Genomic DNA, 20,840 nt, shown 5'->3' with positions numbered 1-20,840 from the left:
TGGGGTGTCTCAGCCCCTGCCAGGTTTTTACTGTGGTATGCATACTTCTGCATGTTGCGTGCAAAAGTCAAGAGCAAACGTGCTGATACATTTGCGTCACAGACAGAAGGAGGTGGCTGACATGGATGCCAGAACTCAAGGGGCCCTCGCTCCCGATCACGTCGCCGACCTGGTCCGTGTGCTGGATGCCGTGCGCTCCGGCCGGGCCAGCACACGGCCGGAACTCGCCCACGCCACGGGTCTTGGCAGAAATGTCGTGACCCAGCGGGTGGCCCGTCTGATGGACTCGGGCCTACTGGTCGAGGCTCCGCCCTTGCGGTCGACCGGTGGTCGCGCACCTCGTGGACTGCGGTTTCCCGCCGATGCTGGCCGGATTCTGGTAGCCGAACTTGGCGCGACAAGCATCGGGGCAGCCGTGAGCGACCTAGAGGGGACTCTTCTGGCCCAATACGAAGAGGACGCAGACGTGACCGTGGGGCCGGTCGCGGTGCTCACCCGCGTGGCCGAAGTCTTTGACGAGCTCCTTCAGCAGCTCGGCGCCAGCCCGCCCATATGGGGCTTGGGGATTGGCCTTCCGGGCCCCGTCGAGTTCGACACTGGTCGGCCGGTTGCGCCTCCCATCATGCCCGGCTGGGACGGGTTCGACGTGCGCACCTTCTTCGCGGGACGGTTTCATGTGCCGGTCTGGGTCGACAACGACGTCAACGTGATGGCGCTGGGGGAGCTGCGTGCTGGGCAAGCTCAGGGCCTGCGCGATGTCGTCTACGTGAAGATCGGCTCCGGTATTGGCGCAGGACTTATTTCTCAGGGCGTCCTGCACCGGGGGGCTCAGGGCTGCGCGGGCGACATCGGGCACGTGACTGTGGAGGAGGGGTCCACCGTGCTGTGCCGGTGTGGCAAGTTCGGCTGCCTCGAGGCGCTGGCTGGGGGCGCAGCGCTGGCGCGGGACGGCGAGACCGCCGCCCGAGAAGGTGACAGTGCCTATCTCGCCGATGTGCTCGCGCACGGGAACACGATCGATGCGCGCGCCGTGAGCGACGCCGCCATCCACGGCGACCCCGTGGCGATCAAGCTCCTGGCAGGCTCTGCCCGACTGGTCGGGCAGACCTTGGCCCGGATCGTGAACTTCTTCAACCCGTCTCTCATCCTCGTCGGAGGGGGGGTGTCGGAGGCAGGCGACTACTATCTGGCAGAGGTTCGGCAGACCGTGATTGGCCGGTCGCTGCCCCTCGCGACCCGCTCACTCCAGATCGTCCGCTCAGGCCTGAGCGACCGCGCTGGTCTGCGCGGCGCCGCTCACATGGTCATGGACGCCCTGCTCTCGCCTCAAATCCTCCCGAGATGGCTGGATCAAGGAACTCCCGCAGGCCGTGCCGAGCTGACTGCCCAGTAGTGCGTCCCGCGCAGGGGCCGTCGTGCAGGGCAGTGAATGGATCCTGGGGCGGTAGCCACGTCGGACGGACCTGCACTGTGTCCGCACTGTGTCCGCACTGTGTCCGCACTGTGGAGGTGTGGCCAGATGTGTAACCGGGAGGTGGCGGGACGGCTTCAGACGCGGCGTGACGACGGGGACCCGGCGCTGAGATTTCGTGCGCCGGGGGAGAGGGCGCGGGACGGGTGAGACGTGGGCTGGGCTGGCTCATAACCCGGAGGTCGCAGGTTCAAATCCTGCCCCCGCTACCACGAAGTAGCAGGTCAGAGGGCCTTTCCTTTCGAGGAGAGGGCCTCTGGCGTTGGCACGTGTAGCCAAATGCGTAGCCAGCCGGCGTTGAGACGCTCCGGGACGAGTGGCACACGGCGGGATGGCTGGGACGAGGCAGAAACGCATGAGACGCCCTGCCGCAGGCGTCAAGACGCCCATTCAGGGTGTCGCCGGGGTCGATTTCCGGGCGACAGCAGGCTTTCGTGCGGGCAGAGGGCCGCCGGGTGCCCGACCGTGGCAAGACCTCCCGGTACAGCGATCGGTCAACGGTTACCAACGCGGCGGACTCTGCCTGCCACGAGTCTCGAGGTGAGGGTGGGCGCGACGGGCCGCATGATGGTGACGAGCGAAGGATGAAGACCGCATGGACTCGCAGTCCCAACGAAGGAGAAACGCATGAACCAAGCGTCCCTAGGAGATCGCTCGCACAATGCTCTGGTCGAGCGCGACGAGGCTGCGTCCGATGGCCCGCGCCGCCCCAGCCTGATCGTGTTCGACGTCAACGAGACGCTGTCCGACATGAGCGTTCTTGCGGATCGCTTCGGAGAGGCGGGCCTGTCTCCGCAGCTTGCGGCCACCTGGTTCGCCGGACTGCTGCGGGACGGGTTCGCGCTGACCGTGACCGGTGAGAACCCGGACTTCGCGCAGGTGGCGTCCGATTCGCTCGTTGGCCTGCTCCGGGCCCGGGGCGTTCCGGATGTCGATGGTGGAGTCGAACGCGTCATGAGCGCCTTCATGCAGCTGCCGCTCCACCCTGACGTCGTGGACGGGATCCGCGCCCTGAGTGACGCCGGAATGCGTTTGGTGACACTCAGCAACGGGTCGACAGCTGTTGCCGAGGGGCTCCTCGAGCGCAACGGCATTCTGGAGCGGTTCGAGCGACTCTTGTCCGTTCAGGACGCATCGGCATGGAAGCCCGCCGCGGCGGCTTACCGATACGCGATGGAGGAATGCCGCGCCAGCGCCTCGGAGAGCATGCTGGTGGCTGTCCACCCGTGGGATATCCACGGAGCCCACAAGGCTGGGCTCGCCTCGGGCCTCATCAATCGCACAGGCGCGCTCTACCCCGGCTTCTTTGCCAGGCCCGATGTCGAGGCGCCCACGTTGGTCGAGCTTGCCCGGGCCCTGACGGGAGACCGGACAGGCTGACTGCCGGATCTACTCCTCGACGTTTGTCCGGCGTCCCGAACAGTCGTCCTGAGGTCCACCGCGCGGGTGCGAGATGATGTCGCCATGACTGTGGACGTGCAGGTGCAGACCACGATCGACATGCCGGTCAGCGCGGTTGCCTCGTTTGCGAGCGACCCCACAAACGCTCCGGACTGGTACACCAACATCACGTCCGTCGTCTGGCAGACCCAGCCGCCCGTGGCGGTCGGATCGCGGATGGACTTCGTCGCGCACTTCCTGGGCAGGCGCTTGGCGTACACCTACGAGGTGGTCGAGCTCGAACCGCAGGTGCGACTGGTGATGAGGACCGCAGACGGTCCCTTCCCGATGGAAACGACGTACAGGTGGGAGACGGTTGGCCACGGCAGCACAAGGATGACCCTGCGTAACCGGGGCAACCCTGCAGGCTTCTCCCGACTTGCCGCACCCGTCATGGAACTCGCTATGCGCAAGGCCACGACCAAGGACCTCGCACGACTCAAGACCCTGCTCGAGGCCGCCCACCGCTGACCTCAGTGGGTTCGGCGACCACGGGTCAGGAGGGCGGAAGCGACCGCCCCCGGCAGCATGGCCGACGGGTCGGCGAACCGGCATACGGAGGCTCGTCTGCCGGGGCGGGTCCACGAACGGGCCGCGGGTGGGTGAGGTCCGTCCGAAGGAAGGCCGACGACGAGTGCGGCCAAGATCTCGGTCTGCATGACGCCTGGCCTCAGGACGCGGCGATGGTAGGAGCCATGCAGGCATTTGCCCCCGTGGCGGGCTGTTCTTTGAGATGTCGAGCGAGTCACGCTCGTCGGTGAAGACGGCGGTGACCTCGGCCCCGCGATGAACCAAGGGCCTGTCACTGCCGAGCACGAGAGGCTCGGCAGTGACAGGGCTGGCTACTGGCGAGTGATCTCGCCGCAGGCCACGGGCAGGGTCGCTTCGAACAAGCTGCTCAGCGAGGTGTGGTCCGGGTCGCTCGGCAGGTCCGTGCCATGGATGACGATGTGAAGGTTGGCGAGGTTCTTGGCGACCTCCTTGGGAACCACGACGCTGCGGTGGTAGTTGAGGTTGCCATTGGCGTCGGCGGCCAGGAACCGTTCAAGGCTGAGGCCGCTGGAGGGGCTGGTGTCGCCGGTCACCGTCATGGACACGTCGATGGGACCGTAGTCAGGTGCCCCCTCGCCCAGGGAGATGAGCCCGTCGGGTTGGCCCGCGACGAAGGTAGAGGGGTCGATCGGGTCGCCGGTATTGGTGTCGGCCTCGATGCCCGGGCACTCGTTCCTGGCCTGTGTCAGGCCGTGAATGTGCATGGCATGCGGCTCGTTGGGGGTCAGGCCCGAGGCAGTCAGGTTGATGTCCAGGGTGCGACCAGTGAGCCGCAGCACGGCGTTGCCGGTGACGTTCGATCCGCCATCAGCTGCGTGGTCGTGGGGAACCGGCGCCAAAGATGCACCGAAGGTTCCCGCGCTGACCGCAGCCGCGGCCCCGGCCGAAAGCAGAACGGCAGCCGGTACTGCCAAGGCGACCTTCATGGTCTTGTTCATGTCGAACCCTTCATTGCGTTGGGGTGCCCCTCGGCGCCCATGCACCACACCCGATGTGGTGTTCGTCACAACCCGGCCATCCGGATTGCCGCCCCACCGCATCGGGCGCGGGCCCCCGTTTACTTCACGCGTTATCTATATTGATGGATGTCACGAAGGAGCCCCATGGCCACGTCCAGCAATCTGCGACTGAACGACCAGCTGTGTTTTGCCCTCTACGCCGCGACCAACCAGGTGACTCGGGCCTACCGGCCCCTGCTCGAGGCCATCGGGCTGACCTACCCGCAGTACCTGGTGATGTTGGTCTTGTGGGAGTCGGACGGCCCACTAATCCACGAGATCGCCGCTCGGCTGCAGCTGTCGTCGCCCGCAGTCAGTCCCATCCTCGGCCGTCTCGAGGAGGCCGGCTTGGTGGTGCGGGACCAGGACTCCGCCGATGGGCGAGCGGTCAGAGTCAGGCTCACCAGCAAGGGCGCTGACCTGGAGTCAGCTGCGTCGAGGGCGCAGCTGAACGTGGTGGATCAGACCGGCCTGTGCGGTGACGAGCTCGGCGAGCTCAGGGACGGCCTGCACGATCTTGTGATGCGCATGTCCGTGCGCCACCCATGAGCGAGCATGCTCGCCTGGGTGGCGGCACGGGTCATCTCGGTGAACCTGACCCGGCGCCCGCGTTGGCAGACCTGCTGGTTCGATGCGCCTCCGGCGACGAGAGAGCCTTCGAGGGGCTGTACGGCGCCACGGCTTCCCGGGTGTTCGGCCTGGTCTTGCGCCTCGTGGTCCAGCATTCCCTCGCTGAAGAGGTCACTCGGGACGTCTTTGCGTGCGTGTGGGCCGAGTCGAGTCGCTTCGAGCCTTCCCGTGGCTCCGCCATCGGCTGGGTCCTGACGATTGCCCACCGGCGCGCGGTGGACAGAGTCCGCAGCATCAGCGCCAGCCGGACTCGTGATGACGTGTGGTCGCGGAAGGTCACCGATGCGCCCTTCGACTCCACGGCAGAGTCGGCGCACTCCTCCTTCGAGGCTGCCCGGGTCAGGGGCGCCCTGGCGGCGCTGACGGTGAAGCAGCGCACCGCCCTCCAGCTGGCCTACTTCCACGGACTGACGTACCCGGAGGTCGCGGTCCAGCTCGGAATCCCGCAGAGCACGGCCAAGACCCGGATCAGGGACGGGCTGCGGAGCCTGGCGAGCGCGCTTGACCACGTTGCGGCCACAGCCTGACGATCCCCTTCGAGTCCGTCCTCTGACGTCTGGGCGCAGCGCCATCGGTGGCCGCTGCGCCTCGGGAATCGTCGCGGTCATGAGCGGCGCGAACCAAGCCGGATCGAGCGTCGCACCGAACTCCTGACCGTGGTCGCCCAAGCGCCGCCCGATCTGGAGGCATCACATGACCCGCAAGATCTCGCTGCTCGCTGTCGTCCCGGTCCTGGCTCTGGGCTTGTCTGCGTGTGGTTCGTCGAGTGGGGACGCCGGCTCGTCATCCACCTCCCCCATGTCGGGCATGGACATGTCGTCCTCGAGCAGCAGCTCAGCGGCGCCGTCGTCGTCGTCGCCGGCGCAGGAGTCCGAGTCGGTCATCACCATCTCGGACTTCGCCTACAAGGTGCCGGTGTCGGTCGCCCCCGGGGCCACGATCACGATCAGCAACGACGACTCGCAGGCCCACACGGTCACCTCCAAGGACGGCGGGTTCGACGTGAAGATCGACCCCAAGGGGACGGCCACGTTGAAAGCGCCCGACAAGGCCGGCAGCTACACGTTCGTCTGCACTTTCCACGCGAACATGACCAGCACCCTCGTGGTTAAGTGACCATCCAATCGGGCCACGCGAAAGCCGATCGTGCCCCCCGCGTGCTGCACCTCGTGCTGCGGGCAGCGATCGCGGTGACCCTGGTCGTCGACACGGTCGTCCACCTCCACCTCGCGCCCGGTTACCAGCAGTCGGCCCCCAGCGGAATCGGTGCGGGCATCCTCTTCCGCATCGAGGCGGCGGCAGCCCTGGTGGTGGCCGTCTGGGTGGTATGGCGCGGGAGCCGGGCCGCCTTGCTGGCGGCCTTCGCCGTCGGGGTGAGTGCGTGTGTGACCGTGGTGCTCTACAGGTATGTCGACGTTCCAGCCCTGGGGCCGATACCCGCGATGTACGAGCCGGTCTGGTTCACGGAGAAGTCCCTGAGCGCCGTCGCCGAGGCGGTCGCCGCCGTGGGCGCTGCCGCCGGGCTGGTGGTGTCGCGTCGCGACCGCACAGGCGCCTGACCTGCGTAGGAGCGAGCCAGTCGCGCAGAAAGTTGAGCTTTGCACCCATCTGGGTCGTGAAGGGCGACGAAGTACCTGCACAAGTGTGTTTCCAGTGCGACCCGAAGCGGCCGCGGATCAAGGAGTTACCGAATGCGTACCACCACCAAGATCGCGACCATCGCCCTGGGCTCTGCCGCCCTGCTGCCCTTCCTCGGTGCAGGCGTTGCGCAGGCGGCCGACGGGAACACGATGGCCACCCTTCGCCCCGTGGTCCTCAATGGCGTCAAGGGCAGCGGCACCGCGATGGTGACCGTCAGCGGCACCCGCATCGACGTGACCATGGCGGCGAACGGCCTCCTTCCCGACCAGCCGCACGCGGCCCACATCCACTTCGGGGCGGACGCGAGGCACGAGTGCCCCGCCGCCGGCGACGACGCCAAGGGCGACGGCACCATCAACACCACCGACGGTGGCCCGGCCTACGGCCCGATCGTCGTCTCCCTCACCAAGACCGGTGACACCTCGCCCAAGAGCGGCCTCGCCGTTGACCGGTTCGACACCGCCCCCGGCGGCAAGATCAACTACGAGCGCGGCAGCATCAAGGTCTCCTCCGACGTGGCCCAGGCCATCACGGAGGGCAAGGCCGTCGTGGTCGTCCACGGCGTCGACCACAACGACAACGGCAAGTACGACGGTGACACCAAGAGCGACCTCGACCCGAGCCTGCCCACCGAGGCCACTGACCCGGCCATCTGTGGCGTCCTGAGCGCGGCTCCGGCCGGTGGCATGGACACGGGCGCCGGCGGCACCTCCACCCCGAACAACGAGGGCATGCTCCTCCTCGGTGGCGGCCTCCTGCTCGCTGCCGCGGGTACCGGTGCCTTCACTGCTCGCAAGGCTCGTAACCGCGCCTGATGTCCCTCTCCACGAAGTTCGGTGACCGTCGCGGCAGCATTGCCGCGGCGGTCACCGTCGTGCTCCTCCTCGTGGGAGGGCTGCTCGTGGTGAAGTCCTTCTCGGGCACGCAGGCACCGCCGCAGCCCGACGCGGCTCAGTCCGCCTTCACGACCTCCCCGGCTCCGTCGACCTCGGCACCGAGCGCGACGTCCTCCCCCACGTCCGGGGCAGGCAAGACAGCGGCACCCACCACCCCCGACTTCGGTCCGATCATGGAGCCGAGTTCGCCTGTCGCACTCCGAATTCCATCCATCGGCGTGAACACCAAGGGCATCGTCGACCTCACCCTCGACAAGAAGGGCAAGCTCCAGGCGCCGACCGACTTCGCCAAAGCAGGCTGGTATGCCGGCGGCCCCACCCCGGGTGAGTTCGGCCCCGCCGTCATCGGGGCGCACGTGGACAGCAAGTCCGGTCCCGCGGTCTTCTACCGCTTGGGGTCGTTGCAGAAGGGCGCGACGGTGAGCGTCCTCCGCAAGGACGGTTCGACCGCCCGCTTCGTCGTCGACCGCGTCGCGCGCTACTCCAAGGCGGACTTCCCGACCTCGACCGTATACGGCGACACCAGGGGTCGCGCCGAGTTGCGCCTCATCACGTGCGGTGGAGCCTTCGACCAGTCCACCGGTCACTACGTCGACAACATCGTCGCCTTCGCCCACCTCACGTCCTGAAGCGGCCATCGCTGGGCCACTCGGCGTCTCCGACCTTCTGTGCAACAGGCGCTGGCCAGTTCCGGGCCACCAAGCCAGAAACACAGCCTGTGTATCGGTGCGCGGGTACCCCAAGCAGGCCAATGACCAGACGTGTCTTGCAGGCTGGGAGATGTAGCCAGATGTGTAACCGGGAGGTGGCGGGACGGCTTGAGACGCGGTGCGAGGACGGGGACGCGACCCTGAGATTTCGTGCGGCGGGGGAGAGGCTGCGGAACACCTGAGACGTGGGCTGGGCTGGCTCATAACCCGGAGGTCGCAGGTTCATATCCTGCCCCCGCTACTTGAAGTAGCAGGTCAGAGGCCCTTTCCCTTCGGGGAGAGGGCCTCTGGCGTTGGCACGTGTAGCCAAATGTGTAGCCAACCGGGGTCGAGACGCTCGAGAACGGGTCGGACACGGTGGGACGGCTGGGACAAGGCAGAAACGCATGAGACGGCCGTTTGGAACGGAGCGGGGCACGTTTCGGGGTGTCGCCGGGTCGGTGTCCGGGCGATCGCTGGATTCTGCGATACCTCGCCCCACTGATTCTCATCACGCGGTTTCGATCTCGGGCGAGCGAGTCGCTGCAATCAGGGGCCCGCGCTCTGGTGGCCGCGGCGGCCTCAGGCCGGCTTTGCCCGGGTGAGCTTGTCGTGGGTTTCGTACATGCGCTGGGCCACGACGAGCGCGGACGTAGCGGTCATTGCTGCGATCAGCCAGATCGCCGCGCGGACGCCGAGGGTGTCGGCGAGTACTCCGGTCAGGAGCGCGCCGACCGCGAATCCGAGGTCTCGCCAGAGTCGGTAGACGCCGACGGCGCGTGCTCGCCAGCTGGGGTGAGCGACGTCGCTGATGGCGGCCAGCAGAGTGGGGTAGACCATGGCTGTGCCGGCGCCGAGCAGCACGGACCCCAGGGCCCATGGCGTCTGTGAGTTGGCGGTTGCGATGATCGCCAGAGCGGCGGCTTGGAGCAGCATGCCGCCGGTGATGAGGTGTTTGCGGCCCCAACGGTCGGACAGTGCACCGGTGGCAAGTTGCCCCACGCCCCAGACGGCGGGGTAAAGGGCGACGAGGATGCCGGTCTGGCCGAGCGACAGTCCGGCGGAGGTGAAGAGAACCGGGAACAGGCCCCAGGCGAGGCCGTCGTTGAGGTTGTTGACCAGGCCGGCTTGGCTGGCCGACGAGAGGGCGGGCTCGCGGAAGCTTGTCAGCACGAGGACTTCCCGGTCGGTCAGGTCCTCGGAGTCGGCACGGGTCGCCGCCTCGTGGTCGGAGTGGGGACGGGTCTCCCGGACCCAGAGCGTGGAGAGGCCGAGGCCGAGCGCGGTGTAGGCGACGCCCAGCAGGAACGGCTCGGGCCGAAGTCCGGCGTTCGCTGCGATGGTGCCTGTGAGCAGGGCGGTCACGGCGACCGCGAGGTAGCCGGCGGACTCGTTGAGGCCCATGGCTAGGCCGCGGTGTCGGGGCCCGACAAGGTCGATCTTCATGATCACGGTGGTGGACCATGTCAGCCCCTGGCTGATGCCGAGCAGGACGTTGGCGGCGACGACGACCCACCAGTGGGGCGCCCAGATGAGGAGCAGGGGGACGGGGAGGGCGACCAGCCAGCCTGCGACTAGTACGGGTTTGCGCCCATGGCGCTCCGACCAGGTCCCGGCGAAGTAGTTGGTGCATGCCTTGGCCAGGCCAAACGCGAGGATGTAGGTCAGGGCCGCGGTGTAGGAGTCGAGCCCGAACTCCTGGGTGGCAAGGAGGGGCAGGACGGTGCGTTCCTGGCCGAGCGTTCCGCCGACCAGAGCGTTGACGGCAACGAGCAGGCCGAACTGGGCGGCGTTCGCTCGTACGCCGAAGACGGGAGACGCCGACGTTCCTGCTCGTTTCACGGGCCGCTGGCGAGGTCCTCGCCGTGGGCGGTGGCCCAGTCCTGGGGGCTGCCGGCGAACACGGCGACCTGGGTGAATCCGGCTCCGGACAGCAGCGATGCCGCTCCCATCGCGCGTTCGCCGTGTCCGCACATGACCACGGTAGGCACGTTGGCGAGGTGGCCGAGCACGGCAGGGAGGTCGCCGAGCTCGATGTTGAGGGCACCAGGGACGTGTCCGGCTCGGTACTCGGCCTCCTGACGGATGTCCAAGACCCGCACGGTGGCCGCGGCGCTCACCCCGGCGCTTGCCTCGACCAGCGGCACCGAATTGGTCGGCAGGCACGCAGCGGACCAGGCCTCCTGGCCGCCGGCTAGTTCGCCGATTATGTTGTCGTAGCCGATCTTGACGGCCTGCCAGAGCACCTCGTCGACGTTCTGGTCGGGTTCGCGGAGCACGACGAGTGGTGTGTCGTTGGGTGCGAGCCAGCCGAGCCAGCTCGCGAACGCGGGCCGTAGCGGGATCGAGAGGGCGCCCGAGGGGTGTCCGGCGGCGAAGGCGGTCACTGGGCGCACGTCGACGATCACGGCGCCGGTTGCCTGCGCACCGGCAGCCGCCTGCGGTGTGAGCTGCTCCAGCCCGAGCCGACGGGGCAGGATCGCTGGTCCGCGCCGGTTGATCTCGGCCAACCGCAGGAAGTAGGGCGGGAACGAGCCGAGCCCGGCGAGCAGCCGAGCGACGAACGCGTTCTCGTCTGCGGCGGACAGCAGCGGGTTGTTGGCCCGTTCGGCGCCGATGGTGCTGGTGCGGGCGGAGCCGCCGGGTGCGGCGCAGAAGGAACCAGCGCCATGAGTTGGCCACACCTCGACGTGGTCGGGCAGCTCCAGCAGTCGATGCACGGACCGGTACTGGGCCCGGGCGAGCTCGATCGTGCGGTCGGGGTCGACGAGGTCGGTCCGGGCGACTGCCCCGACCAGCAGTGAGCCCCCGGTGAAGACCCCGACGGGTTGCGAGCCGTCCAGCAGAAGGTAGGACAGGTGCTCGTCGGTGTGCCCGGGCGTCCCGAGGGCGCGCAGCCGCAGACCCCCGAGGTCGAAGTCGTCACCGTCGCTCAACCCGTGGTGTCCGAAGCTCCGGTTCCCGGCGGCCGAGGCCAGCACCGTCGCGCCCGTAGTCGCAGCGAGCTGACGAGCGCCGGAGATGAAGTCCGCGTGCAGGTGGGTGTCCGCGGCGACGGCGACGCGAAGACCCCGGGCGTCGGCGGCCGCCTCCAGGGCGCGCAGGTCACGACTGGGGTCCACGGCCAGGGCGCGGCCGTCGCCGAGGTCGACCAGGTATGCCGTGTTGCCCAGTCCCTTGTCCGCGATCTGGAGCGTGAGGGGGTGCGTCATGTGCTGTTCGGCTCCATCTGCGTGTCACGCCTCAGCTGGGCTTGGCATAGGCCTTGATTCCGGTGTCGAGCAGGACACAGGGCTCGTCGCCGTCGGTCCACGCGTCGTGCCCGGGGTCAAGGTCCACGACGTCGCCGGGGCCGATGGAGACCTCGCTGCCGTCGTCGAACCGGACGGTCATCTTTCCCGAAAGGCAGATTCCCGTGTGGTGGGTCTGGCAGGAGTCGGTGCCCGCGATGGGCTTGACGTCGTTTGACCAGCGCCAGCCTGGTTCGAAGACGCCGCGACCGAGAGTGAAGTCGCCGAGGGTGACCACATCCAGGTGGCCGTGAGCCTTGAAGGGGCGCTGCTCGTGCGGGGTGTCGATGTTCTGCTTGTCGGACATGGGTTCCTCCGGTGGTGTGGGTTAATCGGTGGTCAGGGTGGCGAGGATGGAGATGCTCTTGACGCCGTACCTGGCGCTGGCATTGCGGGCCTGGTCGGATATGAACGCGTACGCGTTCTCGCGGTGACGGGTGATGGTGACGCCGGCCGATTCGATGGCCTCTAGGTGTACTGACCACGGACCTTGTTGACATGAGGGAGGACCTCCGGGCGAAGTGATGGGTGTCGAATCCGTTGCTTCCCACCGGAGGTCGGCGTTGCAGACGATGGAGTCCTTGAGCTGTAGCTCGCTGATGATGTCGGCGATCGCGAGCCGCCCGCCGGGCTTCAGCACTCGTGCGGCTTCGGCGAACACCGCCTTCTTGTCGGGGCAGAGGTTGATCACCCCGTTGGAGATCACGCAGTCCACGGTGCCATCTCCCAGCGGGACTGCCTCGATCCGGCCTTCCCGGAACTCGACCTGTAAGAGCCCGGCCTCGTCGGCCAGCCGGCGTGCCTTGCCGAGCTGCTCCGGGGTGAAGTCGACCCCGCACACCCGCCCCGCGGGACCGACGAACCGCGCTGCGTACAAGGCGTCCATCCCTGACCCGCTGCCCAGGTCGACCACGGTCTCACCGGCCCGGAGGTCGGCCAGGTCGAAGAAGAAGCCACTCCGGCGAACGACTCGACCGCCCCCGTCGGAATGTCTGCCAGTCGGTCAGCGTCGTAGCCAACCCGCAGTGCGAGCGGTGCACCGAGTTCGAAGTGGAAGCGGTCGTGGGGCTGCTGCGCCACGTGCCGGTACATCTCCTTGACCTTGCCCTCGAGCTCCTGCGTGTTCACCAAGATCGTCACGGTTCGCCTTCTTCGCAATATTCAATGATTCACTTGAATAAAACTCCTGTAGCGTGAGCCTTGTCAAGGGGAATCTTGAATAGAGTGGGGGGAGAGGTGACAGATGGCAGATCACGCAGCAAAGGCCGCTCTGTATGACGCACTGGCGGAGTCGGCCAAGGCGCTGGCCAACGGGCGACGTGCGGAGTTGGTCGACGTGCTCGCTCAGGGCGAGCGATCGGTGGAAGAGCTTGCCGCCGAGATCGACCAGACCCTCGCCAACACGTCCCAGCACCTGCAGCGGCTGCTGCGTTCCGGCCTGGTGCAGTCGCGTCGCGAGGGCACCCGGATCTACTACTCCCTGGCCAGCGAGGTGGTTGGTGACCTGTGGCGGACCATGCGACGAGCCGCCCAGGAGCATGTCTCCGGGCTCGAGCAGCTGGCTGCCGACTACCTCGGTGACCGCAGCAAGCTGCGGACCATCACCCGCGACGTGCTGCGGAGCCGCCTGCGCGACGGTGACGTGGTCGTGCTGGACGTGCGACCCGAGGCCGAGTACGCCGCCGGTCATATCCGCGGAGCGATCTCGATCCCGATCCATGACCTGAGGTCGCGTCTTGGCGACATCCCGGACGGCGCCGAAGTGGTCGCCTACTGCCGTGGCCCGTTCTGCGTCTTCGCCGACGAGGCCGTCCGGCTGCTCAGCAGGAAGGGCTTCAGCGCCGCCCGCCTCGAAGACGGTTTCCCAGAATGGAATGAGGCTCACCTGCCGGTCGCCCGCCCGTAAAGACCGACCCAGAGATGCGTGGCGCGTTGAGTTGCTTGGAGTTGAAGCAGACCGGGCACACCAGCAGCCGGCCGCCTGCTGCCGCGTAGCGTCCCCTGAGGTCAGGGATGCTCGGGCAGCCTTCGCAGGCGGTTACCGACGGCGACGCCTTCGAGTGCGAGTGGGACAGCTTCCTGGGTGAGGAACGTCAGGGTCGGCCGTCCGCTCTCGGCGGCCCCGACGGCGACGAGCAGGGCGACGGTGACGCGCTCGGCGTCTTCGAGTCCCGTGGTGAGGCTGATGGCTGCTTTGTTGTCCATTGTGTGCCCCTTCGAGGTGGTACATCGCTACCAGTGGAGTCGGTCAGTTGCGGTTCTCGCGCTGGAATCCGGAGCACAGGAGGTCTATCGACGCGATGCGCTCGCCGGCTTGCAGGTAGGCCTGCTGCTCGATGACGTGCCAGGCATCGTCGCCCCACGGCGTCGGATGCATGCGGAGCCGCCACGCCACGTGCGGCCTGCCAGCGACCTCGCCGACGGCACTGTCGAGCACCTCGAACTCGTGGGCGCCTCCGAACCAGATCTGAAGGTTCTCGACGATCTGGGCGGCTCCGTGAAACGCGGTGGGTCCGCTGGGAAGCATGGCCCGCATGGTTGCGTCGGCCTCGAAGCACGCGGGCATCCGATCAAAGTCGCGTGCGGCCAGAGCCTCCAGAAGCTGGCCGCCTGCCGACCTTCGATCCACCGGGTTCGGCCGGATGGGCGTTGTCGTTGTCTCAGTCATGTCAGAACCTCCGCAGATTCAAGTGATTACTTGAATATGGTCCCGACCTGGAAACTTGTCAAGAGAAGTCTTGAATAGAGCCCTCTCACGCCTCAGGGAGGTCGACCGGAATGCCGACGCGGGCCCCTTTCGGTATAGCCGTCCTCGAGACGAGCGGCCTGGTAGCCACGGTCGGGTGATGGCGGGTCGGGAGGTCAGGCTGACCGACGACTTCAAGGCGTTCCCTGGCACGCCCGGGATCGGGGTGCATCAGTGTTGCACCCGCGGCCCTGAGGCCAAGAGCATCCTCGAGCGGGCCAACGGGTACCTGAAAACCTGGTTCCTGCGCGGTCGGACCTTCACCGGCCCGGCTGACTTCAACACCCAGCTGAGCCACCCGCTGAAGCGGGCGCATACGCGGCCTTCGTTGCCTCTCCGTAAGGGCGGGTGGAGTACTAGTCCGATCGGGCGAGGCGGCCGCCGTGGGCTGGGAGGAACGTGCTGTGGTGCGGGCCGGGTGGGCCGCCCTGGCGCATCGTCCGCGTGGAGGGACAAGCTATGAGAGCTTTTGCGATTGCACGCGCCACCCTCGTTGCTGCCGCGACTGGGGCCTTGATGTTCACTGGGACGGCGGCTATGGCTGCTGCTGCCAGCCCTGTCACGACGGTCGTCCACGAGCACCAGGGCACGGAGACCTTTGTCGACGTGGGTCCCGAGTGCGGCTCGACCGAACTCTTCGAGATCACCGTCACCTATAACTCGGTGGAGAAGCAGACCATCTTCGCCGACGGGCGAGAGCACGACACCTTTACCCAGACCGGGACCTTCGAAGCGGTGTCGCTCGAGACGGGACGGACTGCGACCGGACACTTCACCGTCTGGGGCGGTTTCAACGCCAACGGGACGAGCGCCAACGGGACGTTCACGTTCAACGTCAACGGCGCCTACGACGACGGCCAACAGATCAGCGTCCACTCCGTCGACCACTTCAGCGCCATCCCCACCGGAGCGGTCTTCGAGTGGTCGAAATGCCACGGCTGACGGCTGGCTGAGGCGACCTTCGACTCGAGACGTTTTGCACCGGTGGGCGTGTACTCCAAGTAGGCAACGGCCAGACGTGTCTTGAAGGCGGGTAGGTGTAGCCAAATGTGTAACCGGGAGGTGGCGGGATGGCTTGAGACGCGGCGCGACCATCAGGACGCGACACCGAGATCTCGTGTGGCAGGGGACATGGCACGGGACGTGTGAGACGTGGGCAGGGCTGGCTCATAACCCGGAGGTCGCAGGTTCAAATCCTGCCCCCGCTACCAACGCGTCAGCGACAGAAGGCCGGACCACTGGTCCGGGCCTTCTGCTGTGCCCTGGGACGTTTCCGGTATGCCGCGCGGCTCAGCTGCGCGGCGCGGAGCTGACGCCGTCCCGTACTCCCTTGGCCTGATCACGGCTGCGTTCGGTGGATGCTGGCCCCGAGCGTCGCGGTGGCGAGTGCCACGACCGCGGCGGCGGTGAACGCCGCCGAGAACCCGTTCGCGCCGAGCATCCCGGCACCGGGGCTCCCGACCGAGAGGCCGATGGCGACGAAGGTGGCCGTTCCGAGCGCGGACCCTATCTGGGTGGCTGAGCCTGCGAGGCCGGATGCCAGCCCGGTGTGCGATGCCGGCGCGGCCGCGGCGATGACCATGGTGGTGGGTGTGAAGCTCATGGCCACGCCGATGGCGACGAGCAGGAGCCCTGGCAGGACTGCTGCCGCGTATCCGTCACCCAGTGGTGCGTTCGCGAGCCACAGGTGGCCGACGGCGAGGACCAGCAGGCCGGCGACGAGGGTGCGCTGCGGGCCGAGGCTGCGGAGGATGCGCGGCAGCAGGGCGAGGGAGAAGGCGAAGCCGGTCAGGGAGGTGGGGACCATGGCGATGCCGGCCTGCCGTGGGGCCATGCCGAGGGACTGCTGGAGGTAGAGGGCGACGAGGACGAAGGTGGAGGCTCGCGCGGCGCCGCCGAGGACGGCGAGGGCGACGCCGGTGCTCAGGCTTCGGGACTGGAAGAGCTCGAGAGGCACGAGGGGGTCGCGGGTGCGGCTTTCCACGGCGATGAAGGCGGCGAGCAAGGCAGCGGACGCGCCGAGGCTTGCCAGGACGGACGGGGAGGTGAGGCCGCGTTCGGCGATGCCCAGCGCCCCGTGCACCACGGCGATGACTGCGCCGGTGATGGCGGCGGCGCCGTACCAGTCGAAGCCGCGGCGGGCGCCGTGTGCGCCTTCGGGGAGGACGTACCGGGGGAGGATGACGGCGGCGACGGAGACAGGCACCGTCACGAAGAACACCGAGGACCAGCCGAAGGTGCCGACGAGGAGGCCGCCGGCCATGACGCCGGTGGCTCCGCCCAGCGCTGAGGCGGCGCCCCAGATGCTCATGGCGCGGGCTCTTTGCTCTCCGGGGAACGTCAGCAGGAGCAGCGACATGGCGGCCGGGCTGAGTGCTGCGGCGCCTGCGCCTTGAACGACGCGACCGCCCATCAGGAGTCCTTGGTTGGTAGCGAACCCGGCCAGCAGGGTGCCAAGGGTGAAGAGCCCAGAGCCGACGACGAACAGGCGGCGCCGTCCGAACAGGTCAGCGGCACGCCCGGACAGGAGCAGCAGGCCGCCGAAGGCGAGCACGTACGCGTTGACGACCCAGGTGATCGCGGTGGGGCTGAGCCCCAGGGCGCTCTGGACGGAGGGCAGGGCCACGTTGACGATGGAGGTGTCCAGCATGACGACGAACTGGGCGGACACCAACAGGCCGAGGGCGACCCAGCGGCGTTGACGGGCGCGGCGGTCCGCGACGGCTGCGGCAGTTGCGTTGGTGGGGTCTGCCGGGCGGGTGTTGGTTTGGAGGGCGGCGGACACGGTGGGCTCCTTGGGTGCGGCACGGGTTGTCGTGCACGTCCAAGGTGCCGCTGGGGCCCTAGTGTTCGCGCCGGTGAAATGGCCGGGTTCTGGCCAGGTCATGAGGGTGCTGCGGGTCGGTGGCGGGGTCTGTTCGGCTCGTCGTGGGGTCAGCGGCGGGATTCGCCTGGTCAATCCCGGCCATTGCGCCGGGGTGATGGTTGCCGCCGTTGCCTACCGTCTGAAGGCAACAGCTCACTTCGGAGGAGGCGACCATGAACGACATCGCCAGCAGTGCGAACGGACCGTTGGACGTGGTTGTGGTCGGCGCCGGTCAGGCGGGGCTTGCTATCGGGCACTACCTGGCGCGGAGCGGTCTGAGCTTCGTTCTGCTGGAGGCGGGTGCGGAGGTTGGTCAGTCGTGGCGGAACCGGTGGGATTCACTGCGGCTGTTCAGCCCGGCTCAGTTCGACTCATTGCCGGGGATGGCGTTCCCGGCCCCGGTGGACAGTCACCCGTCCAAGGACGACGTGGCCGACTACTTGGCCTCCTATGCGGAACGCTTCGACCTGCCGGTGGGGTTGAACTCGCCGGTGCTGCGAACGCGCCGCGAGCAGGACGGAACGTTCGTCGTGACGACGCCTGCCGGTGAGTTGCGTGCCCGGCAGGTGGTGGTGGCCACAGGGCCGTTCCAGAGCCCCCGGGTGCCCGCAGCCGCAAGCCAGCTGGACCCGCACGTGCAGCAGCTGCACAGTGCCGACTACCGCAACCCTGGCCAGCTGTCCGGGGGCCGGGTGCTGGTGGTCGGTGCCGCGAACTCCGGGCTGCAGATTGCTCAGGAGCTGGCACCGACGTGCGCGGTGAGCGTGGCGGTCGGGTCGAAGCCGATGGCGCTGCCGCAGCGCGTCGCGGGCAGGGACTTGTTCTTCTGGCTGACGAAGGTTGGCTTCTTCACGGTGCCGGCGACCAGTCGTCTGGCTCGTCGGCTGCGCGCTCGGGGCGACCTGGTCATCGGCACCCGCAGCGCCGACCTGCGAAGGGCAGGTGTTGGTTTCCGGCCGCGGCTGACCGGTTTCACCGGGCAGGTCGCGCACTTCGCGGACGGCAGCACGATGGACGTGGATGCGGTCGTGTGGGCTACCGGGTTCGCGTCGGACTACTCGTGGCTGGACGTGCCCGGCGTCATCGTCGACGGTCAGGTCCACCATCACGAAGGTGTGACGCAGGTTCCGGGGCTGTTTTTCTTGGGGTTGCCGTGGCAGACGAGTCGGGGTTCGGCGTTGCTCGGGTTTGTCGGTGCTGACGCGGCCGTCCTGTCTGCGCGCATCGTCGGGGGTGTCGGCGCGGCGCCGGGAACGGCGGTCGTGCCCACAGCGTCCTGACCTGGACTGTGGCGGAGGGTCTGAGGCGCCCTGATGTGGGGTCGGCGTTGGTCAGGGTCGGCCAACTCCCCGGGAGCTGCGCCCGGCTGCTGCGGCGGTCGTTCGCTGCCACGCCAGAAAGGGTCGGCGACCCACGGCCGGCTGGCTACTTCACTCGGTGCCACTCGCCACCTCGTCGAACACATCGTGTGAGCAGATCAGTGTTCTGGTCGCGCGTCCGGACGTGCTGGCGCACCTACTGTCTCCGCGGCCGCGGGGACTGCCCAGACCCGCCCACCAGGGCTGACCCCCGTGACAGGCAATCGAGTGCTGATAGCCGGCGGCTGGGTCGTGGGGTGGTTGCGACGCGAGACGGTGCCAAGCCCCGAACTCTGACGTGTAGAGCTACACCACGCGGGGCACCGTACGCTCACCCGATGTGACCTCTTCTGCTGCTGTTGCCGCCTGCGTTCTTCTGGGGGCTCTGGCGGTGTTTCAGGCCCTGTTGGCCTGCGGACTGCCTCTGGGCCGGTTCGCGTGGGGTGGTCAGCACGAGGTGCTCCCGACGCGGCTGCGGTTAGGCAGTCTCGTTTCCTTGGTCATCTACATCGTCATCGGTTGGGTGCTTCTCGCCAGGGCCGGTCAGGGCAGCGGAAGCCACGGCATCTTGGGCGTCGCGACGTGGGTCATCGCGGGCTTGTTCCTCCTCGGTACCGCGGGCAACCTGGCATCACGGAGCCGCCCAGAGCGCTTCGTCATGTCCCCGGCCGCAGCGTTGCTGTGCGCGCTCACCGTGGTTGTCGCCCTTCAGGATTGACTCGCAAGGTGCGCTACGCGCCTGCGGTGCGCCTTCAGGCGCTGGAGACCGAGCGCCTGCGTGCCCTGCGGAGCATCGTCGGCAAGCCTGCGGCAGCGACAATCAGCGACAGACCGAGCCCCACGAGCATCGGGATGCGGCTGCCAGCCTCGTCTTCCAGGCGCAGATGCGCGGTCGGGTAGTCGATCATCTTCGCCGTCGAGACCGCGGTCTGCCGTCCGGCGTGGGCGGCGAGGTACTCCAGGGCGCCGTCGAAACCTTGAGACGCATCACGTCCGTGAACGGCATCGACCGGTACGTCGTGCCGGTCCGCCCATGCCTTCAGTGTGGGGTCAAGGGTGGCGGTGCCGGCCGGTCCGGGGACGACCAACGTGGTTGGGGTGGGCCCGTCAGCGACAGTGTTCGTGTGCAGCACGAGGCCGTGCTTGGTGGTGACGGTGCCGGTGGCGCTGAGCGGGATGGGTCGGGCGGCGTAGGACACGTCGTACACCTCGAAGCTGCTGGCGACGTCGATTTCGCCGATGCCGTCAGCGAGCACGATGCCCAGGGTCGGGCGTCCCCACGGGATGACGGCATTCAGTCCGACGGGCAGGTCAGCGCTGGCGAAGGACTGCGTGGGGATGTCGGGCGACTGCGTCAGCGACCAGTTCGGGTACCCGACCAGGCGGCCGACCCTGGTGGCTTCGTCACCTCCGGCGAGGTCGGCCATGACGCGTATCGCTCCGGGTATGCCGGACGTGACGCCGGCAGTGCTCGTGATGGACCCGTCCTGGACGAACCGTTTCCCGGCAACCCAGTTCACGCCCGGGTACCGCTTGGCGTAGGCGCCGAGCCGAGACCAGTGCGCAGTGGCGGTGCGTCCATCAAGGAGGCCGGCCGCAGCCAGGACTTCTGCCCCGTTGCATACGCTGAGGACGGGCACTCCCTCGGTGGCTCGCTCGGCGAGCCATGCCCGCATGGGCGCCTCGGTGGGTCCGTCGGCATCTGCGACGGCGGGTACGACGACCACATCCGGGCGGGGAGCCCGACCCGATGTGGTGTCGGCGAACGTGAACGTAGGCACGATGGCGGGGCCGCCCTGCGTGGGCTGCGCGCTGGAGCTGGCGGCGACCGTGTAGACGGAGAACTGCGGGGAGCTGGCGAACACCTCGTACGGGGCGAGGGCGTCGCTGCCGACGGTGCCGGACGCCCCGAGGACGACGGCGACCTTGATGGGGCCGTTCGATGATGGCTGGCTGACCGGAAGAGCTCCGACCGGGCGGGTGGCTGCTGGGGTGGTGGCCTGACTCGTGGTGACCCGAGCTCCGGCGGCGGCCAGGCCGGCCAGGGTGAGGATGGCGAGGGCGCTCGAGGAGGCGATGTGGCGGGCGCGGCGACCGGGTGTGCGCATGAGGGTTCGTCCGTTCGGGTCGGGCGGTGGTACCGCCGTGGCTTGGCGCTGGGTGGTGCGCGGTCGAGGTTTGGGGTCCGGAGCGGCCCCCCCGGTGGGGGCGGGCCGCTCCCCGGGCCGTCGCCGCCGTGCAGGGGGGTTGGCGGCGGGGCCTC

22 protein-coding genes and 1 tRNA gene are annotated in these 20,840 nt (G+C 68.1%); 14 read left to right on the top strand and 9 right to left on the bottom strand.

The annotated features are described in order from the left end of the window. Nucleotides 1–178: 178 nt before the first annotated feature. The 3 genes from AC1DS4_RS10065 (at nucleotide 179) to AC1DS4_RS10055 (ending at nucleotide 3,382) form a co-directional block, all read left to right on the top strand. The gene (locus AC1DS4_RS10065) at nucleotides 179–1,393 is read left to right on the top strand and encodes an ROK family transcriptional regulator (RefSeq protein WP_477632404.1); all 1,215 of its coding nucleotides are present in this window, start codon (nucleotides 179–181) and stop codon (nucleotides 1,391–1,393) included. 705 nt (nucleotides 1,394–2,098) lie between these two features. Next, entirely contained in the window at nucleotides 2,099–2,851 is a 753-nt protein-coding gene (locus AC1DS4_RS10060; protein ID WP_457253661.1) for a haloacid dehalogenase type II, read from the top strand. Between the two features lie 84 nt (nucleotides 2,852–2,935). Further along, nucleotides 2,936–3,382, top strand: coding sequence for an SRPBCC family protein (locus AC1DS4_RS10055; RefSeq protein ID WP_057378026.1), 447 nt, complete (start codon nucleotides 2,936–2,938; stop codon nucleotides 3,380–3,382). Between the two features lie 371 nt (nucleotides 3,383–3,753). On the opposite strand, the gene AC1DS4_RS10050 is transcribed toward AC1DS4_RS10055, so the two are convergent. Continuing rightward, a complete protein-coding gene (locus AC1DS4_RS10050) occupies nucleotides 3,754–4,503 on the bottom strand; it encodes a hypothetical protein (RefSeq protein WP_477632405.1) in 750 nt (249 codons plus the stop codon). A 63-nt stretch (nucleotides 4,504–4,566) separates the two neighbouring features. On the opposite strand from AC1DS4_RS10050, the gene AC1DS4_RS10045 reads away from it, so the two are divergent. From AC1DS4_RS10045 to AC1DS4_RS10015, 7 genes are all read left to right on the top strand, one after another. Then, nucleotides 4,567–5,010: a MarR family winged helix-turn-helix transcriptional regulator gene (locus AC1DS4_RS10045; protein ID WP_082592672.1), complete on the top strand. Its 444-nt coding sequence runs from the start codon at nucleotides 4,567–4,569 to the stop codon at nucleotides 5,008–5,010. Beyond that, on the top strand, nucleotides 5,007–5,618 hold the full coding sequence (locus AC1DS4_RS10040; protein WP_057378023.1) for a sigma-70 family RNA polymerase sigma factor: 612 nt from the start codon (nucleotides 5,007–5,009) through the stop codon (nucleotides 5,616–5,618). Before AC1DS4_RS10045 ends, AC1DS4_RS10040 begins: the two co-directional genes overlap by 4 nt. Nucleotides 5,619–5,784: 166 nt before the next feature. After that, entirely contained in the window at nucleotides 5,785–6,207 is a 423-nt protein-coding gene (locus AC1DS4_RS10035; protein WP_057378022.1) for a cupredoxin domain-containing protein, read from the top strand. Beyond that, nucleotides 6,204–6,650 carry a hypothetical protein gene (locus AC1DS4_RS10030; RefSeq protein WP_477632406.1) on the top strand — a complete coding sequence of 149 codons (447 nt, stop codon included), beginning with the start codon at nucleotides 6,204–6,206 and terminating at the stop codon, nucleotides 6,648–6,650. Before AC1DS4_RS10035 ends, AC1DS4_RS10030 begins: the two co-directional genes overlap by 4 nt. A 132-nt stretch (nucleotides 6,651–6,782) precedes the next feature. After that, on the top strand, nucleotides 6,783–7,547 hold the full coding sequence (locus AC1DS4_RS10025; protein WP_057378020.1) for a CHRD domain-containing protein: 765 nt from the start codon (nucleotides 6,783–6,785) through the stop codon (nucleotides 7,545–7,547). Next, nucleotides 7,547–8,257: a class F sortase gene (locus AC1DS4_RS10020; RefSeq protein ID WP_057378019.1), complete on the top strand. Its 711-nt coding sequence runs from the start codon at nucleotides 7,547–7,549 to the stop codon at nucleotides 8,255–8,257. The genes AC1DS4_RS10025 and AC1DS4_RS10020 overlap by 1 nt, the downstream gene beginning before the upstream one ends. Nucleotides 8,258–8,492: 235 nt before the next feature. After that, nucleotides 8,493–8,579: transfer RNA gene (locus AC1DS4_RS10015), tRNA-OTHER, on the top strand. Between the two features lie 320 nt (nucleotides 8,580–8,899). On the opposite strand, the gene AC1DS4_RS10010 is transcribed toward AC1DS4_RS10015, so the two are convergent. Genes AC1DS4_RS10010 through AC1DS4_RS09995 form a run of 4 tightly spaced genes read right to left on the bottom strand, consistent with a single transcriptional unit; the run spans nucleotide 8,900 to nucleotide 12,520 of the window. Beyond that, entirely contained in the window at nucleotides 8,900–10,159 is a 1,260-nt protein-coding gene (locus AC1DS4_RS10010) for an MFS transporter (protein WP_057378041.1), read from the bottom strand. Next, nucleotides 10,156–11,529, bottom strand: a complete 1,374-nt coding sequence (locus AC1DS4_RS10005; protein ID WP_057378040.1) for an MBL fold metallo-hydrolase — start codon at nucleotides 11,527–11,529, stop codon at nucleotides 10,156–10,158. Before AC1DS4_RS10005 ends, AC1DS4_RS10010 begins: the two co-directional genes overlap by 4 nt. A gap of 31 nt (nucleotides 11,530–11,560) precedes the next feature. Beyond that, nucleotides 11,561–11,914, bottom strand: a complete 354-nt coding sequence (locus AC1DS4_RS10000) for a cupin domain-containing protein (protein ID WP_057378039.1) — start codon at nucleotides 11,912–11,914, stop codon at nucleotides 11,561–11,563. Between the two features lie 21 nt (nucleotides 11,915–11,935). Beyond that, nucleotides 11,936–12,520, bottom strand: coding sequence for a methyltransferase domain-containing protein (locus tag AC1DS4_RS09995; protein ID WP_235543919.1), 585 nt, complete (start codon nucleotides 12,518–12,520; stop codon nucleotides 11,936–11,938). 330 nt (nucleotides 12,521–12,850) lie between these two features. On the opposite strand from AC1DS4_RS09995, the gene AC1DS4_RS09990 reads away from it, so the two are divergent. Continuing rightward, entirely contained in the window at nucleotides 12,851–13,513 is a 663-nt protein-coding gene (locus AC1DS4_RS09990) for an ArsR/SmtB family transcription factor (RefSeq protein ID WP_057378038.1), read from the top strand. A gap of 101 nt (nucleotides 13,514–13,614) precedes the next feature. Here AC1DS4_RS09990 and AC1DS4_RS09985 read toward each other — a convergent pair whose 3' ends face one another. Together AC1DS4_RS09985 and AC1DS4_RS09980 are read right to left on the bottom strand one after the other, a co-directional pair. Continuing rightward, the gene (locus AC1DS4_RS09985) at nucleotides 13,615–13,812 is read right to left on the bottom strand and encodes a hypothetical protein (protein ID WP_200961924.1); all 198 of its coding nucleotides are present in this window, start codon (nucleotides 13,810–13,812) and stop codon (nucleotides 13,615–13,617) included. Nucleotides 13,813–13,855: 43 nt separating this feature from the next. Further along, nucleotides 13,856–14,275, bottom strand: a complete 420-nt coding sequence (locus AC1DS4_RS09980; RefSeq protein ID WP_157582147.1) for a nuclear transport factor 2 family protein — start codon at nucleotides 14,273–14,275, stop codon at nucleotides 13,856–13,858. Nucleotides 14,276–14,890: 615 nt separating this feature from the next. Between AC1DS4_RS09980 and AC1DS4_RS09975 the strand changes: the two genes are divergently transcribed. Then, nucleotides 14,891–15,295: a hypothetical protein gene (locus AC1DS4_RS09975; RefSeq protein ID WP_057378036.1), complete on the top strand. Its 405-nt coding sequence runs from the start codon at nucleotides 14,891–14,893 to the stop codon at nucleotides 15,293–15,295. A gap of 397 nt (nucleotides 15,296–15,692) precedes the next feature. On the opposite strand, the gene AC1DS4_RS09970 is transcribed toward AC1DS4_RS09975, so the two are convergent. After that, on the bottom strand, nucleotides 15,693–17,138 hold the full coding sequence (locus tag AC1DS4_RS09970; protein WP_477632407.1) for an MFS transporter: 1,446 nt from the start codon (nucleotides 17,136–17,138) through the stop codon (nucleotides 15,693–15,695). A 254-nt stretch (nucleotides 17,139–17,392) separates the two neighbouring features. Here AC1DS4_RS09970 and AC1DS4_RS09965 point away from each other — a divergent pair, with 254 nt between their 5' ends. Next, on the top strand, nucleotides 17,393–18,499 hold the full coding sequence (locus AC1DS4_RS09965) for a flavin-containing monooxygenase (RefSeq protein ID WP_477632408.1): 1,107 nt from the start codon (nucleotides 17,393–17,395) through the stop codon (nucleotides 18,497–18,499). Between the two features lie 574 nt (nucleotides 18,500–19,073). Continuing rightward, nucleotides 19,074–19,295 carry a hypothetical protein gene (locus AC1DS4_RS09960; RefSeq protein WP_477632409.1) on the top strand — a complete coding sequence of 74 codons (222 nt, stop codon included), beginning with the start codon at nucleotides 19,074–19,076 and terminating at the stop codon, nucleotides 19,293–19,295. A gap of 34 nt (nucleotides 19,296–19,329) precedes the next feature. On the opposite strand, the gene AC1DS4_RS09955 is transcribed toward AC1DS4_RS09960, so the two are convergent. Continuing rightward, nucleotides 19,330–20,685, bottom strand: a complete 1,356-nt coding sequence (locus AC1DS4_RS09955) for a DJ-1/PfpI family protein (RefSeq protein ID WP_477632410.1) — start codon at nucleotides 20,683–20,685, stop codon at nucleotides 19,330–19,332. Nucleotides 20,686–20,840 lie beyond the last annotated feature (155 nt).

The organism is Pedococcus sp. P3_C7 (assembly GCF_056402615.1).
This window is presented reverse-complemented; position numbering and strand designations above follow the sequence as displayed.

What these genes read in the sequence shown, in the direction of transcription:
- AC1DS4_RS10060 (WP_457253661.1), top strand. Translation starts at nt 2,099, where the DNA reads ATGAACCAAGCGTCCCTAGGAGATCGCTCGCACAATGCTCTGGTCGAG.
- AC1DS4_RS10055 (WP_057378026.1), top strand. Translation starts at nt 2,936, where the DNA reads ATGACTGTGGACGTGCAGGTGCAGACCACGATCGACATGCCGGTCAGC.
- AC1DS4_RS10050 (WP_477632405.1), bottom strand. Translation starts at nt 4,503, where the DNA reads ATGCGGTGGGGCGGCAATCCGGATGGCCGGGTTGTGACGAACACCACA.
- AC1DS4_RS10045 (WP_082592672.1), top strand. Translation starts at nt 4,567, where the DNA reads ATGGCCACGTCCAGCAATCTGCGACTGAACGACCAGCTGTGTTTTGCC.
- AC1DS4_RS10040 (WP_057378023.1), top strand. Translation starts at nt 5,007, where the DNA reads ATGAGCGAGCATGCTCGCCTGGGTGGCGGCACGGGTCATCTCGGTGAA.
- AC1DS4_RS10035 (WP_057378022.1), top strand. Translation starts at nt 5,785, where the DNA reads ATGACCCGCAAGATCTCGCTGCTCGCTGTCGTCCCGGTCCTGGCTCTG.
- AC1DS4_RS10025 (WP_057378020.1), top strand. Translation starts at nt 6,783, where the DNA reads ATGCGTACCACCACCAAGATCGCGACCATCGCCCTGGGCTCTGCCGCC.
- AC1DS4_RS10020 (WP_057378019.1), top strand. Translation starts at nt 7,547, where the DNA reads ATGTCCCTCTCCACGAAGTTCGGTGACCGTCGCGGCAGCATTGCCGCG.
- AC1DS4_RS10005 (WP_057378040.1), bottom strand. Translation starts at nt 11,529, where the DNA reads ATGACGCACCCCCTCACGCTCCAGATCGCGGACAAGGGACTGGGCAAC.
- AC1DS4_RS10000 (WP_057378039.1), bottom strand. Translation starts at nt 11,914, where the DNA reads ATGTCCGACAAGCAGAACATCGACACCCCGCACGAGCAGCGCCCCTTC.
- AC1DS4_RS09990 (WP_057378038.1), top strand. Translation starts at nt 12,851, where the DNA reads ATGGCAGATCACGCAGCAAAGGCCGCTCTGTATGACGCACTGGCGGAG.
- AC1DS4_RS09985 (WP_200961924.1), bottom strand. Translation starts at nt 13,812, where the DNA reads ATGGACAACAAAGCAGCCATCAGCCTCACCACGGGACTCGAAGACGCC.
- AC1DS4_RS09980 (WP_157582147.1), bottom strand. Translation starts at nt 14,275, where the DNA reads ATGACTGAGACAACGACAACGCCCATCCGGCCGAACCCGGTGGATCGA.
- AC1DS4_RS09975 (WP_057378036.1), top strand. Translation starts at nt 14,891, where the DNA reads ATGGCTGCTGCTGCCAGCCCTGTCACGACGGTCGTCCACGAGCACCAG.
- AC1DS4_RS09965 (WP_477632408.1), top strand. Translation starts at nt 17,393, where the DNA reads ATGAACGACATCGCCAGCAGTGCGAACGGACCGTTGGACGTGGTTGTG.
- AC1DS4_RS09955 (WP_477632410.1), bottom strand. Translation starts at nt 20,685, where the DNA reads ATGCGCACACCCGGTCGCCGCGCCCGCCACATCGCCTCCTCGAGCGCC.